General features: G+C 63.6%; 5 protein-coding genes. 2 read left to right on the top strand and 3 right to left on the bottom strand.

Annotation, left to right across the window (positions count from 1 at the left end):
- Positions 1-636: 636 nt before the first annotated feature.
- Positions 637-1,752: a Gfo/Idh/MocA family protein gene (locus tag HRH33_RS15295; protein ID WP_167417711.1), complete on the bottom strand. Its 1,116-nt coding sequence runs from the start codon at positions 1,750-1,752 to the stop codon at positions 637-639.
- Between the two features lie 308 nt (positions 1,753-2,060).
- On the opposite strand from HRH33_RS15295, the gene HRH33_RS15290 reads away from it, so the two are divergent.
- Both HRH33_RS15290 and HRH33_RS15285 read left to right on the top strand, forming a co-directional pair.
- Complete coding sequence (locus tag HRH33_RS15290) at positions 2,061-3,101, top strand: WD40/YVTN/BNR-like repeat-containing protein (RefSeq protein ID WP_173603584.1); 1,041 nt, start codon at positions 2,061-2,063, stop codon at positions 3,099-3,101.
- Positions 3,102-3,116: 15 nt separating this feature from the next.
- A complete protein-coding gene (locus tag HRH33_RS15285; RefSeq protein WP_034113911.1) occupies positions 3,117-5,492 on the top strand; it encodes an efflux RND transporter permease subunit in 2,376 nt (791 codons plus the stop codon).
- Positions 5,493-5,511: 19 nt separating this feature from the next.
- On the opposite strand, the gene HRH33_RS15280 is transcribed toward HRH33_RS15285, so the two are convergent.
- Complete coding sequence (locus HRH33_RS15280; protein ID WP_167417713.1) at positions 5,512-10,386, bottom strand: dermonecrotic toxin domain-containing protein; 4,875 nt, start codon at positions 10,384-10,386, stop codon at positions 5,512-5,514.
- A 40-nt stretch (positions 10,387-10,426) separates the two neighbouring features.
- Positions 10,427-15,115, bottom strand: a complete 4,689-nt coding sequence (locus HRH33_RS15275) for a dermonecrotic toxin domain-containing protein (RefSeq protein ID WP_173603519.1) — start codon at positions 15,113-15,115, stop codon at positions 10,427-10,429.
- Positions 15,116-15,209 lie beyond the last annotated feature (94 nt).

Raw genomic sequence — 15,209 nt, 5'->3', positions numbered from 1 at the left:
ATGGCGGAGTGTCAGCCTGTTGTTTTTTTTGCTGATGCACCGCTATCGGGGGCAAACCCCCTCGCACCTTTGATAGCCATTCCAGGCGATGTGGTTTCAGCTGACACGCCGAGGTGCCTGGGTGTGGGGCCGCTTCGCAGCCCAGCGCAGGGCAAGCCTGCTCGCTGATGTCAATGTATGCAGATGATCTAAAGGTGGGAGGGGGCTTGCCCCCGATGGTGGAGTGTCAGCCTGTGGTTTTTTAGCTGATGCACCGCTATCGGGGGCAAGCCCCCTCGCACCTTTGATAGCCATTCCAGGCGATGTGGTTTCAGCTGACACGCCGAGGTGCCTGGGTTTGTGGGGCCACTTCGCAGCCCAGCGCAGGGCAAGCCTGCTCGCTGATGTCAATGTATGCAGCTGATCTAAAGGTGGGAGGGGGCCTGCCCCCGATGGCGGAGTGTCAGCCTGTTGTTTTTTTTGCTGATGCACCGCTATCGGGGGCAAGCCCCCTCGCACCTTTGATAGCCATTCCAGGCGATGTGGTTTCAGCTGACACGCCGAGGTGCCTGGGTGTGGGGCCGCTTCGCGGCCCAGCGCAGGGCAAGCCGGCTCACCACAGAATTATTTGTCAGCTTTTAGGATTTGCGTTGTGTGTCAGACCGCGCTCACGTTGACCCAGCGTTCCTCGCGGGCCGCCAGGCGAATCGCTGTCGCCAGCCGCTCCACGGCCCACGCCGCTTCAAAGTCAGTGCCGTCCGCGCCCTGGCCGGCCACCGCCATGATCAGTTCCTGCACTTCCAAGGTTTTCAATTCGTTGTAGCCCAGTTGATGTCCTGCCGCCGGGCTGAAGGCCGCGTAACCGGGCAGGGCGGGGCCGGCCAGCAGGCGCTGGAAACCGTCCTGGCCGACGCGGTACAGGCGCAGTTCATTCAAACGTTCCTGATCGAACGCCAATGTGCCCTGTGTGCCGCTGATCTCAAAACTCAGGTGGTTCTTATAACCTTGTTTGAGCCAACTGCTGCTCACTGTGCCGCGCGCGCCATTGGCGAAGCGCAACAGGGCATGCACCTGATCGTCCACCGCGATGGCCTTGCGTTCGGCGCTGCCGCTGACCGCAGGGCGTTGGCTGTGGACGGTCTGGGTGTCGGCGCACACGCTGACGACGTCGCCCACCAGATATCGCGCCATCGACAACAAGTGGCTGCCCAGGTCCGCCAGGGCGCCGCCGGCATGTTCGACTTCGCAGCGCCATGACCACGGCGACTGCGGGTCGGCCATAAAGTCTTCGCTGAATTCACCCTGGAAACTGATGATCTCGCCCAGCTCGCCGTTGGCAATCATCTGCCGCGCCAGGCCGATCATGGGGTTGTGCTGATAGTTGTAACCGACCCGCGTCACCACCCCGGCAGTGCTCGCCGCCCGGCGCATGGCGTCGGCCTGTTCAAGGCTGACAGCCAGGGGTTTTTCGCAGTACACCGCCTTACCGGCGGCAATCGCTGCCATAGCCATGGGGTAATGCAGGTGGTTGGGGGTGGTGATGGCCACCACGTCGACGGCGGGATCGTCGATCAGCGCCTGCCAATCGCCGTGGGCCTGGGCAAAACCCCAGGCGCGCGCGCAGCGCTGAGCGCGTTCGGTGTCGGCATCGGCCAGGGCGGCGAGCTTGAGGTGCACCGGCAATTCGAATACCGCCCGGGCGTTATTGAACGCCAGGGCGTGGGCACGGCCCATAAAGCCTGTGCCGATCAGGCCGATTCCGAGTTCGCGCATAGCCTTTGTTCCTTTGGATTATTGTTGTGAGGAAGGCTATTAATGGAATAAAAATTCCCGAAATTCAATAGATGGAATAAAAATTCAGCATGCCCGCCACGATCAGCCTGACGAATGCGGCTATATTCACCGCATGGCCAAACGCCGCCAGTTAACAAAACATAACGTAGCACCGATTGTCAGACGATTCGAAAGCCCGATAGGATGGCGCCAGCTTCCTCCAGGCGCTCTAGATTGCAGGTTTCAGAGCCCGGGATGGCAAGACCTAACAATAATAAATGGGAGAAAGGTCTATGAGTGAGCCTGTCATGGGTTGGGTTGTCTGCCGCCCACGCGCCGCACGCAGAGTTGCGTTGCTGGCCACAGCGCTCTCGCTGTTTGGCGCCGTTGCATGGCCGACTGCGGTCCAGGCCGCCAGCGATACCCCCGCCGCCGCGGTGTTTGCGATTGAATCCCCCAAGGCCGCCAAAGGCCTGATGATCGACGTGGTCCACGCCGGCAAACGCCTGGTGGCGGTCGGTGATCGCGGGCATATCCTCTATTCCGATGACCAGGGCGCCACCTGGACCCAGGCCAAAGTCCCCACCCGGCAGTTGCTCACCGCCGTGTTTTTCGTCGATGACAAACATGGCTGGGCCGTCGGCCACGATGCGCAGATCCTCGCCAGCAGCGACGGCGGCGCCACGTGGACCCAGCAGTATCAAGACCTCAAGCGCGAAGCGCCGTTGCTCGACGTTTGGTTCAAGGACGCTAGCCACGGCTTGGCCGTCGGCGCCTACGGTGCGTTGCTGGAAACCAACGACGGCGGCAACACCTGGGAAGATGTCAGCGACCGCCTCGACAACGAAGACCAGTTTCACCTCAACGCCATCGCCGCCATCAAGGACGCCGGGCTGTTTATCGTCGGCGAGCAGGGCAGCATGTTCCGTTCCAGCGACGACGGCCAGACCTGGGAAAAACTCGAAGGCCCCTACGAGGGTTCGCTATTTGGTGTGATCGGCACCGCCCAGCCGCAAACGCTGCTGGCCTATGGCTTGCGCGGCAATCTTTACCGCTCCACGGATTTCGGCAGCACCTGGGAACAGGTCGAACTCAAGGCCGCGCGCGGTGCCCTGGAGTTCGGTTTATCGGGCGCCACTTTGCTCGAAGATGGCTCGTTGGTGGTGGTGGGCAACGGTGGCAGCGTGGTGGTCAGCCACGACGACGGTCAGACCTTCAGCGTTTTCAACCGTCCGGACCGCATTTCCCTCTCGGCAGTGACCGCGGCCGGCAATGGCAACCTGATTCTGGCCGGGCAGGGCGGTTTGCGCGTCGCCCAGCCAACCGGCGCTGAACTCGAAAAACAATAAGAAGGCAGAGAAAGCATGAGCAGTCATCACAACGATAAAGCGACCTTTCTTGAGCGCCTGATTTTTAACAATCGCCCGGCGGTGATCGTGATCTGCCTGTTGGTGAGTGCGTTCCTGTTCTGGCAGGCGACGTTGATTCGCCCGTCCACCAGCTTCGAAAAAATGATCCCCCTCAAGCACCCCTTCATCGAAAAGATGATGGAGCACCGCAACGACCTGGCCAACCTGGGCAACACGGTGCGTATCTCGGTGGAAGCCAAAGACGGTGACATTTTCACTAAGGAGTACATGGAGACTCTGCGGCAGATCAACGACGAGGTTTTCTATATCTCCGGCGTCGACCGCTCGGGTCTCAAGTCGCTGTGGAGCCCCAGCGTACGCTGGACCGAAGTGACCGAAGAAGGCTTCGCCGGTGGTGAGGTGATCCCGCAGAGCTACAACGGCTCGCCGCAAAGCCTCGATCAACTGCGCAACAACGTGCTCAAGTCCGGACAAGTCGGGCGTCTGGTGTCCAACGATTTCAAATCGAGCATCGTCGATATCCCGTTGTTGGAGTCGTACCCGGACCCGCAGGACCAGGGCAAATTGCTCGCCCTGGACTACCGCAAGTTCTCCCACGAACTCGAAGACAAGATCCGCGACAAGTTCGAAGCGCAGAACCCTAACGTCAAGATCCATATCGTCGGCTTTGCCAAGAAGGTCGGCGACCTGATCGACGGCCTGGTGATGGTGGTGATGTTCTTCGGCGTCGCGTTCGTCATCACCCTGGTGCTATTGCTGTGGTTCACCAATTGCCTGCGCAGCACCATCGCGGTGTTGAGCACCACCCTGGTGGCGGTGATCTGGCAACTGGGGCTGATGCACTTTTTCGGCTTCGGGTTGGACCCGTATTCGATGCTGGTGCCGTTCCTGATCTTCGCTATCGGTATTTCCCACGGCGTGCAGAAGATCAACGGTATCGCCCTGCAATCCAGCGAGGCCGATAACGCGCTGACCGCGGCGCGCCGCACGTTTCGGCAGTTGTTCCTGCCGGGCATGATCGCGATCCTCGCCGACGCAGTGGGCTTCATCACCCTGCTGATCATCGACATCGGTGTGATCCGCGAACTGGCCATCGGCGCGTCCATCGGCGTGGCGGTGATCGTGTTCACCAACCTGATCCTGCTGCCGGTGGCGATCTCCTATGTCGGCATCAGCCGGCGCGCCATTGCCAAGAGCAAGAAAGACGCAAACCGCGAACATCCGTTCTGGCGCCTGCTGTCGAACTTTGCCAGCCCGAAAGTTGCACCGATCTCCATCGCCCTGGCGTTGGTCGCCTTCGGCGGCGGCCTCTGGTATAGCCAGAACCTCAAGATCGGCGACCTGGATCAAGGCGCGCCGGAGCTGCGCCCGGATTCGCGCTACAACAAAGACAACAACTTCATCATCAGCAACTACTCCACCAGCTCCGACGTGCTGGTGGTGATGGTCAAGACCAAGGCCGAAGGCTGTTCGCGTTATGAAGCCATGGCGCCTATCGACCAGTTGATGTGGAAGATGCAGAACACCGAGGGCGTGCAGTCGGCAATCTCGCTGGTGACCGTGTCCAAGCAGATGATCAAGGGCATGAACGAGGGCAACCTGAAATGGGAAACCCTGTCGCGCAACCCCGATGTGCTGAACAACTCCATCGCCCGCGCCGACGGCCTGTACAACAACAATTGCTCCCTGGCGCCGGTGCTGGTGTTCCTCAACGACCACAAGGCCGAGACCCTCGACCGCGCAGTGCATGCGGTGCAGGAATTCGCCAAGGAAAACAACAAGGACGGCCTGGAATTTATCCTGGCCGCCGGTAACGCGGGGATCGAGGCGGCGACCAACGAGGTGATCAAGGAGTCGGAGCTGACCATCCTGATCCTGGTGTACCTGTGCGTGGCCACCATGTGCATGATCACCTTCCGTTCCTGGGCCGCGACTCTGTGCATCGTGCTGCCGCTGGTGCTGACGTCGGTGTTGGGCAACGCGCTGATGGCGTTTATGGGCATCGGCGTCAAAGTGGCGACCTTGCCGGTGGTCGCCCTGGGCGTGGGGATCGGCGTGGACTACGGCATCTACATCTATAGCCGCCTCGAAAGCTTCCTGCGTGCGGGGTTGCCGTTGCAGGAAGCTTATTACCAGACCCTCAAATCCACCGGTAAAGCCGTGCTGTTCACCGGCCTGTGCCTGGCGATCGGCGTGTGTACCTGGATCTTCTCGGCCATCAAGTTCCAGGCCGACATGGGCCTGATGCTCACCTTTATGCTGCTGTGGAATATGTTCGGTGCGCTGTGGCTGCTGCCGGCCCTGGCACGCTTCCTGATCAAACCGGAGAAACTGGCCGGCCAGAAGGGCAACTCACTGTTCGCCCACTGACCGGTGCGCGGCCCGTGCTTCAGGCACGGGTCGCCGCAGGCGGTGCGATGGCCAGGAACAAGCGGTCGAGCGGCGGGGTGATGCGCACATATAAGATGCTGCGCAGCGGCACCGCCCCTGGCTCGCTGTGTTCAAGCAAGCGCGCTTGCACCGGAGCCTTCAACAAGTCTTTTTGCGTGTACTTGCGCTGCTCGGGCAGTTTCAGGTGCGCACGGGTGTATTCGGCTGCTGGTGCGGTGGCGCTGGCGTAGTGAAAGTGCGCGTACCACAACACTTGCGGCGGTTTCTGGGCCTTGTCGTACACCGCGTACTCCGTGAAAAAATCCCCGCTCAAGGTGGGCCGCTGCGGGTCGGCCAGGCTGGTCAAGTTGATATCGATCTGTTGGTGGCGCCATAGGTAATCGATACCGTCCAGGCTCGGCCATTGTTTTTTATACGCCGCGCTGCAGCGTTGCTCCGCTGTACGGCGCATATCCCGTGCATGGTTGCGAAACTCCTCGGCCAGGTCCATGGCGCTGGTTTGGTTGGCATGCTCCCCAGCCAGCGCGTCGGCCACCCCATCGAGTTGGCGCGCCTGGGTGTCGAGCCAATGGTCCCAGTCCGCCGGGTCGATGGATTGTCGGGTGCGTGGGTCGTCGAGCTTGAGCTGCTGGGCCTCGATGGTGCGCTCAATCGCCGCGCGTTGACGGATCAGCCCACGGCCTTCTTCGCGCAGGGTGGCGAAGGACGGCTTGGATGGGGTGATTACAGCCGGCGCCTCAGGGGTTTCAAGCACCTGGGCCCAGCCGTCGGGCGTGGCTTCGAAGGTGCTGATGGGGCTGCCGGTAAAGCTGTCGGTGATGGTCAGCTGTTCCTGCTGCCGAGTGCCGCGCGTCACCTCGCCGACCCGGTAGCGACGCTTGCGGGTTTTGAACACACGGCTTGTGGCGGGCTTGCTGCGCAGAGTTTTCGCCAGCGACACGCTCACGGCCAGCGCTTCCTGGGCGCGAACGACGTTTTCCAGCTCGGTCTGGGCCAGGGTCTGCGCATGATCCAGACGCTGGACAAACCGCTCGACGATGCTGGCGTTCAAGCGCGCGGGGTTGATGGCCTTCAGCGCCTGCACGCCGTTGGCGTAGCTGCGGTAGCTGTCCAGCAGGCTTTCATACAGGTTGCGTTGATCGTCCAGGGCGAATCCTTCGCTGCTGCGCACGCTGATGTGCGATTGCACGGCCTGGTGGATATCGAGGCGGTCCAGGCGCTCCACATACAGGGCCTCCTGGGGCGGCAAGTGTTCACCCGTATCGACGATGACCACGCTCGCCAGCGACGACAGCGCACGCAGGCGCATGTTCTCATCGAAGAAATTCTGCGGCTCAATGATCAGTGCCAGCAGCTTCTGACGGATTGCGCGCCCGGCGGCGGAGTCGTGCTCCAAACGTTCCAGGGTGTCCTCCAGCGCGGTGGCGGTGGCGGCCAGCCGATCGAGCGCATCGGCCATGTCGATGCTGCGGGCGACGTGTTCGTAATAGGCGCTCAGGTTACCGAAGGCGCGCTCGACCACCATGCGCCGTTCGACCTGGGCCATGGGTTCACCGCGGTCGGAAAACAGCAAGGCATTGGCCCAGTTGCGCTGGTAGTGATGCAGGGAAAACTGCTGGTTCCACAGGGTTTCGAGCACTTTGGCGCGGTCTTGCACATGCACGCCGGCACCGCCCACCTGTTCCAACTGTTGCCCGACGCTCACCAGTTCTTGGCGCAGGCGGACGCTCTCGTCCAGCCGTTCGCTCAGGCGCTCCAGCAGAATCTCGAACTGCGCGCGCAGCGTGCTGTGGCGTTGCACCTCCAGCCCATGGCGTTGCCGCAGCGCGGGTTTTTGCTGCTCGCTGGCTTTGTCCAGCAGGTTCCAGGTCAGCTTCAGCACACGGCTCTGGTCGGCCAGGCGTTTGTCGGCGTCGGCCAGGCTGTCCAGCGCCTGCTCCAATGGGCGCATCAGCGGTGGGATATCGGCGCTCAAGGTTTGCAGGCGTTCCACCAGCGCCTCTTTGCGGCGTCGGCTTTCCTCGCGCAACGCCGCGATGCGCTTGGGCCCGCCCCCTTCGAGTTTGAGTCCGCGATCCAGGCGCCAGTGGCCCTGATCGTCGGTCTTGAGCTTGATGCCGGGGTGCTCGGGCTTCTCGGGATGGATGATGTACACCTCGCCAAAGCCCGGCACCACCGACACTTCAAACAGCAGCCCGCCGACCGAGGCGTGCCAGCGTCCGCCGATGTTGAACAAGCCCTTAAGCGCGCCACTGTCCATGGCTTTCGGGGTGGGTTGCGGCCAGGGTTTGTGCACGCTCAGCAGCTTGTCCAACAGACGCCCGGCGGCGCTGTCGCTGGCCAGGGAGCGGTCGAAGTCCAGCAGGGTGCGCCCACCTCCGGGCGGCTCGGCAGGCAGGCCCACCGTGCCGCGGCGAATATCCGCCTGGCGCATGCGCAGCGGTTGGCTCAGGGGCCGACGCAGGGGCAGGCGGGCCTGTGTTTGTGCGTGCCGTGTCGCCTCAATCGGCGTATCGCCCGCCTGGGCCTGGTGCATCAGCACCATGGCGATGTTGAGCAACAGATCGACCCAAGCCAATTCCCGCGCCACCGGATCGGCGCTTTGCAGGTTCGGCAGGTCTTGCCTGAGGCCCTGCATCATTTGCAGCATCCAGCCCACCACGGCCAATGGTCCCCGGGCTACCACCAGCAGGGTGTTGAAGCCCAGTTGCACGCCTTCGAGCAGCAACGCCCAGCGGCTTTCGCTGTTGGAGGTGGACTCGCGCTCGGCCAGTTCCACCAATTGCCGGGCTTCGGCGCCGAACAGGTATTCCAGCAGCCGATTATTGTTGAGGAACAGGCGCATTTCATCCGCGCTCTCGTCGTCGGCCTCGGCCAGGGTCGCCGGGCTCGGACGACTGGGCAATACGTCGAACTCCGAACCCTGGTAGAAACGGATGATATGGGGCTCCAGAAAGCCGCCATTGCTGTAGATCGCCCGCGCGCTGTCGGGCAGCCAGGTCAGCACACTGTCTTGCAGCGGGCCGGGGCGCGTGATGGCGCTCAGTAACTGTGCGCGGCTGGGGAACTCCAACAGCGCCGGCTGATAGGCCGGGCGGTAGAGCAGGTGCGGACCTTCCTGGCCGTTGCGCGCTTCGATAATGAACATGTTTGGCACCGTGTCGGCCTGGGCGTCGGCTTTCCGCTTGAAGGCCAGCGGGCGCATGATGATTTCAGTGCCTTGCACCCAACGCTGCGCACGGCTTGCGCCCAGCACCGCACACACATAGCGCACGCCGCGCCGGGTCAGCCCGGCCTCACCCTTGATCAAGGCTTCCAGGGCTTGCAGTTTGAGCCGCACCGGATGCTGCTGGATAAACAACTGCTGACGTCGCTGCGCCTGCGCATTGGGCGCCAGCAATTGTTCGCGCAGGTAAGCGGGGTAGGTGCGGCCGATGTCCACCTGTTGCACCAGGCGCATCAGGTAGTCCGGCGTCAGCCAGGCTTCGATGGGCCGCCCGGAGCGGTGATGCAGGGTGACGCTGCCGCTGGGTTTGCCGCAGAGGTTTTTCAGCGCCAGGTCCACCAGGCTCAGGGTCACCGGTTGCACATAGCCGCTTTGCAGAGTGCCGACGGACACCGCAAAGGTCAGTTGCAGGTCTTCGGCGCGATAGGCCAGCGCGGACTTATCGGTGCAGCGGTCCTGGCGCTCGAGCGCCGCATTGCGCGCCTGGCACAGTTGCGGGTTCAGGCGGCGGGCGGCGAAGCGGCGGATATCGTCGATGCCGTCCAGGTAGCCCGCACCGTCGTTGAGGCGACGCAGGCTGGCCTGCTCCAGCAGGCATTGGCGATAGCTGAAGCGCTCGCTGACGGAGGCGTTTTTCAGCCAGGCGGGCAGTGCGCCGTCAACGGCGTCGAGAGGCTGCGCCGGCGTGGTTGGCGCGCTGATAAAGCTAGGCGCCAGGTCGGTGAGGGCGGCCACTTGGCTTCCCAAATCGGTCAATGGGGTGTGGGCGGGCAGGCGCAACGCCGCCAGATCGTCCAATTGCCGGTTGAGCAGCAGCGCGGCTTGTAGCTCGAAGATGTCGCCGTCGGGCTCGTACTGGCGCCAGGTGATCCGGTCGGCGAGGTAGCGCGCCTCCAGGCGCTCGCCCCACGCCTGCCCGAAGGCTTGCAAACTGGCGAAGGCTTCCACGGTGCCGGGCAGGCTATACAGCCAGACGCGTTCGCCGCTGACGATCAACAGCTCGCTGCATTGCAGGGTCAGGCGGGTCTGGCCGCGTACCAACAGGGCTTCCAGGGTATAGGCATACACCCTGTTGTCCGGGGCGGTTTGCTCGCGGCGCGCTTCGCGTGCTGGGTAGCGCGCCAGGGCGGTGAGGGCCTGGAGCTGCTCGCGGTCGCTGGTCGATTGGCTGATCGCACACTGGCGAAACAGGCTGTGCAGCACTTCGCCAAGCCATTGCCAGTGGCTGATGCCGGCGCTGTCGACCTCATCCCAGAAGCTGCTTAGCGCGGTTTGCAATGTCGCCGGCAGCAGGGTTGGCAGCTCGCGGATGATGCGTTGCAGATCGTTCAGGGGGACGGCGGGTTCGGTCAAGCGGTTGCCGCTGGCATCGCTCAGGTAGGCGTCGAGTCCGGCGCGGGTGGCTAGGTCGGGCAGGGTGCCGTTGGCCAGGTAGGTCAGGGCCACTTGCAGCACAGAGGGCAAGGCGCGGCCGCCACCGTCGCGTGGGTGGGCCAGGTATAGCTCGGACAGTGGCCGGGTCAGGGGCGGGCTGAGTTCTTTGAGGCTGTCGCTCAGTCGCTGCGCGGTGGCCGAGCGCAGGGTCGGCCGCGCCTGGAAGCGCGCCTGTACGGCGTGCGCGAGGATCAGGTGATCGGGGCTGGGCATGGGGGGAGTCCTTTCTTGATGCTTGATGGGAGGGCGATGCTTACGGCGCCAGCGGCAGAAACCAACGTTCGGCCAGGGCCTTGCCGATCAAGCCGCGGTGTACGTTCACCACCGCCTGAGGGTTTTGCGTCTTGGCCAGCAGCGAGTAGTAGCTTTGCTTCTGCTGGGCTTTGGTTTTCAGGTGCGCGACGCTGTAGTCGGCCTTGGGCGTGTCGTGTTTGGGGTAATGAAAGTGCGCGTACCACAGCGGTGCGCCATTGAGGTCGGTGACGGCGTATTCCTGGATAAAATCGCGCCGCTCGCCGCTCAGTGGCACACGCTCGCTGTAGCGCGCGATGGCCACTTGTTTCTGCGCGAGCAGGTATTCCAGGTTGCCGTGGGTGGGGGGCAATTCCAGGCTCAATTGCAGGCGCAAGGCATCGCCCTGGCGCGTCAGGCGCATGCCGGCCTCGCGCAGCTGGCTGGCCAGCGCCAGGTCGGCGGCCAGGCGTTCGGCCAGGGGCAGGGCCTGGATCGTGCGGTCTAGTTCGGTGGCCAACCTGTCGTAGCGCGTACCCTCGTAATGCAGGATTTCCTGCGCTTCCTCAGGATGACGGCAGACGCTGCGGTAGCGCTGCGCACGTTGCAGATGGGCGTCGAGCATGGCCAGCAATTTGCGGGCTTCACCCTTGACCAGGCTCAAGCCACGGGAGGGGGCGGGCGGCGGCGGTGCGAGGGGTTCTTTGAACTCGACCCATTCATCGCCGTCCTGGGAGTACAGGCTCAGCAATTGGTTGCTCTCTTCCGAACGCACCTCCACCACTTCAATCGGCAGGCTGCTGCCGGCTGGCTTCAAGTCGCCGATCAGGGTGCCTTTGCGCCGCGTGCGGATGACTTTTTTCTGCGGTTTGCCCGGCGCCGTCGGCTGGCGCTTTGGCGTACGCACGGGGCTGGGATCGCTTGGCTGAATGGCGTTGGCCAGTTGCAGGTTGACGTCCTGATACAGCTCCTCGATCAGCGTGAACAGGGGCGCCGAATAGCTTTGCTCCAGGCCTTCCACATCGACGATGTTCAGACCTTGCAGGGCGTCCAGGGCGCGTCCGTAGTGTTCCACCAGGCTCTCCAGCACGCTGATGCGCTCACTGGCGGGCAGCTCCAGGGCATTGAGTTCGCTGTGAGTTCGCACCTGCTCGACCAGCGGTGCTATGAGGGTGTCGAGCCTGTCGAGCCGCACCGAGTCGGACCCTCGCGTCGCCAGCCAGCGCAGGGTGCGAATCTGCAAGGCCTGGATCGCCAGCACACTGATTTCGTCGGGGCGGTCCTGGGTCAGGCGGGTAAAGGCGTCTAGGCCCAGGCCGCCCAGTTCGTGCAGTTGGGCGAGGTAACGGTCCTTGACTTTCAGCCACTGGATCGAGCGCTCGTTGATCGCCAGCAGGTCCTTAATAAATTGCTCGTGGCCGGCGCGGTTGGCCAGAACCGCCTGTTTCAACGCCGCGCCCTGGCGCGTGAACGGTGCATTGGCGGTGTACAGCGCTTGGCGATCGGTTTCGGCGATGACCACCAGTTTGCGCCCGTTGTTGACCATGTTTTCCATCAGGGCTGCGACGGTTTGCGTCGACAGCGGGATACTCAGCGCCCGTCGTTCCTGCACGCTGTCGAGAATCTGTTGGTATGCCTGGGTCTGGGCCAGCAGCGCGTTTTCGAATTGCCGACGTTTTTCGGCGCGCTGTGCAGGTGTGAAGCGTGGGTCGTCCTGGGTCTTCTCCATGACGGCCTGGGCCACGTCCACGCTCTTTTGCTGCTGGGTTTGCTGGCCCAGAAAGTGGCGGTACTCGCTGCTCAAGGTCTCGACGCGCTTGGCATTGAGCTGACGCCGTGCGGCGATGCGGTTGGACGGCATACCGCCGCGCAGACGCAGGCGCGTATCCATGCTCCAGTTCCCCTGTCGATCATTGCGCAAGGGCGGGCCACGGCGGTCGCTGTCGACGGGGTCGACGATCAGTACGTCGCCAGTATTCGCTTCCATCCACACCCGATACCACTGACCGTCCAGTTGGGCGTACCACTGGTTGTCGATGCGGTACAAGCCTTTGTGCGGCCCGCTCGCCAGCGGCTCGGGCACATCGGGCGGCGGCGTGGTGCTGTAACTGTTCAGGCGTGCGCGCTGACTGGCGGTCAGGCGCCAGTGGGATTGAGCGAAACTGAAGTCCAACAGCGCTTTGTCGGTGCCCGGCAATACACCGGGCAACCCGACGCTGCCTTGATGGATACGCGGCGCGGGCGGGGTCGGCCAACGCTCGGCGAGCTGGCGCGGCAATGCCAGGGGCGGGCGCCGGCTCCGTGCTGGGGCAGTGGCGCCAGCGGGCAACGGCGGGCCTTCGAACAACGACAGGCCTAGGTTCAGCAACAGGTCGACACTGGCCAATTCCCGCGTTTGCGCATCCATAGCGTTCAGGCCCTGAATGTCTTGTTTAAGGCTGTTGTACAGGTTGCCCAGCCAGGTGCTGAGCAACAGCGGGCCGCGTAACAACGGGTACAGCACCCCACTGAACAACAATCCGCCACCTTCGAGCAGCAGTTTCCAGCGGCTTTCGTGGTTGGACACCGATTCGCGGTCGGCCTGGGCGACCAACGCGCGGGCGTTGCTGCTGTACAGGTACTGCATCAGACGACCGGTGATCAGGCATTGATGCAGTTCATCGTTCAGCCCGTCCTCCGACAGGGTGGCCGGCCCAGGCGTGCGCAGGGGGCCGAATTCATCGCCCTGGCCAAAACGCAGGTAATGGGGCTGACGAAAACCGCCGTTGGCATACACCGGGCGCGCGCTATCGCTCATCCACAGCAATACGCTGTTCTGCACCTCACCCGGGCTGGCGATGGCCTCCAACAGCGCTGCGCGGCTGGGGAATTCCAGCAAGGCTTGGGGGTAAAGCGGGCGATAGAGGATATGGGGACCACTGGCAATGTCCTGGGCTTCGATCAGGTACATGTTGGTCACCACGTCGGGGCTGGCCGCCGGATGACGCAACAGTGCCAAGTGGCGAATGACCACGCCCTGCTGATCGGCCACCGTCAGGGCCATGAGCGCGGCCACACGCCGGGCGCCGTCGCGGGTCATGCCGTTGACGCCGCGCAGGCTCTGCTCCAGGGCCAGCAGCGGCAGTTGCACGGTGAGCTGGTCGGCGAACAGTGTTTCGCGTCGACGGGTTTCTTCACCGGGGCCCAGCAATTGGTCCTCCAGCAATCGCGGGTAATGCAGGCCGATGTCGACGCGTTCGATCAGGCCGTTCGAGCCGGTGAGGTAGTCGGCGGTCAGCCAACCCGGGACTGTCAGGCCGGCGCGATGGGCGATGCGCATCTCGCCGCTGGGGCGTGCGCTCAGGTTATTGATCGCCAGGTCGGTGAGGCTCATGCGTTCGTGCTGGGTGATGCCGACGGTGCCGGGGTAACCGGCGGAAATGGCAAAGGTCAGTTCCAGTTGGTCGGGGTCCAGTGCCGCCACGTCGGCCTGTGCCACGCCTTCAAGGCGCACCGCGTCGGCTTGCAGCTCGCGCAGCAGGCTGGCGACGGTGAAGGCGTGAATATCCGGAATGCCACTCAGAAAGGTGCGGCCGCCGCCACGCCGCTTGGCACTGGCCAGGGCCAGGCTGTAGCGGCGGTAGGCGGCCTGGGCGCTGCTGTCGGCGTCCTTGAGGCCGGCGGGCAAATGGGGGCGCAGCGTGGCCAACAGATCCGTGGGCACGCTGGGCGCGTCGAGAAAGTACGCCGTCGGGTCGACAAGCCCGCGACAGTGCGCCTGTAGCGCGGCGAACCCGCCGTTGACCGGCAGTCGCAGTGCGCCAAGTTGTTCCAACTGTTGATTGAGGATGAGCGCGGCTTGATGGTCGAATATATCGCCGTCCGGTTCGTAGCGTTGGATCAGCACTTCGTCGAGTTGATAACCGGACGCCATGCGTTGCCCCCAGGCCTGGGTCAACGCATCCATGGACGGGAACGCTTCGATAGTGCCGCCGGGGCTGCACAGCAATACCGTTGCAGCGCCATTGGTGGGGCGGGTCAGCACCAGGTGTGGGTCGAGCACCGTGACACGGCGCTCGGCGCTGCGCAGGGTGGTTTCCAGGCAATAGGCCAATACCGCCTGGGCGCCGTGGCGGCTCATGCGTTGCTCGCGGTCCGGGGTGGTGGTCAGTTGCTCGAGGGTTTGTCGGGCCGGTTCCGCCAGGTCGGTCCGGCGCAGGGTGGCGATATGCAGGGTGTCCTGGAGCAGGCGGGCCATCCAGCGCCATTGGCCGTTGCCGGTGTGGTCGCGCCAGTAATCGTTCAGCGCGTTCTGCAAACCCACGGGAACCGTGTCCGCCAGTTCTTTGATCAGGCCCTCGATGACCTGCATGTCCAGCCGCGATTGGCCGTCTTGCGGCAGTGTCAGCCGACGCGGCGGGCTGGTGGTGAGGTAGAAACTCAGGTTGCCGATGTCGCTGAAATCCAGGTTGGCGGTGCCGCCCAGGTAGTCCTGCACCACAGAGAGCAGTGGGCGAAACACCCACTGCTTGCCGTTGGGCGTGGCCAGGCGCGTCGCTGAGAGGTCGAGGGCCAGGGCAGGGTAGCGCTGGGCAATGGCATCGCTGAGCAGTTGGCTGACCACGTGGGCCACATCCGGCAGCCCGGCAAAGTGAGCGGCGACCGCCTGCGCTGCAGTGTTGGTCACCCCCGGCAGCAGGGGGGCGGGGTGGACGGGGGTTGAGTCGGGCATTGGCATTCCATCGCGTTATGAGAAGGTGCCGAGCATGACAAAGCCGTCGCGCAGACCGGGCATAACCGGTTACCGCACGCGCACAAAGCGCGCC

This window comes from Pseudomonas rhodesiae (genome assembly GCF_013285305.1).
Taxonomy (GTDB): Bacteria; Pseudomonadota; Gammaproteobacteria; order Pseudomonadales; family Pseudomonadaceae; genus Aquipseudomonas; species Aquipseudomonas rhodesiae.
The sequence above is the reverse complement of the archived record's forward strand: the minus strand, read 5'-3'. Positions and strand labels throughout refer to the sequence as shown.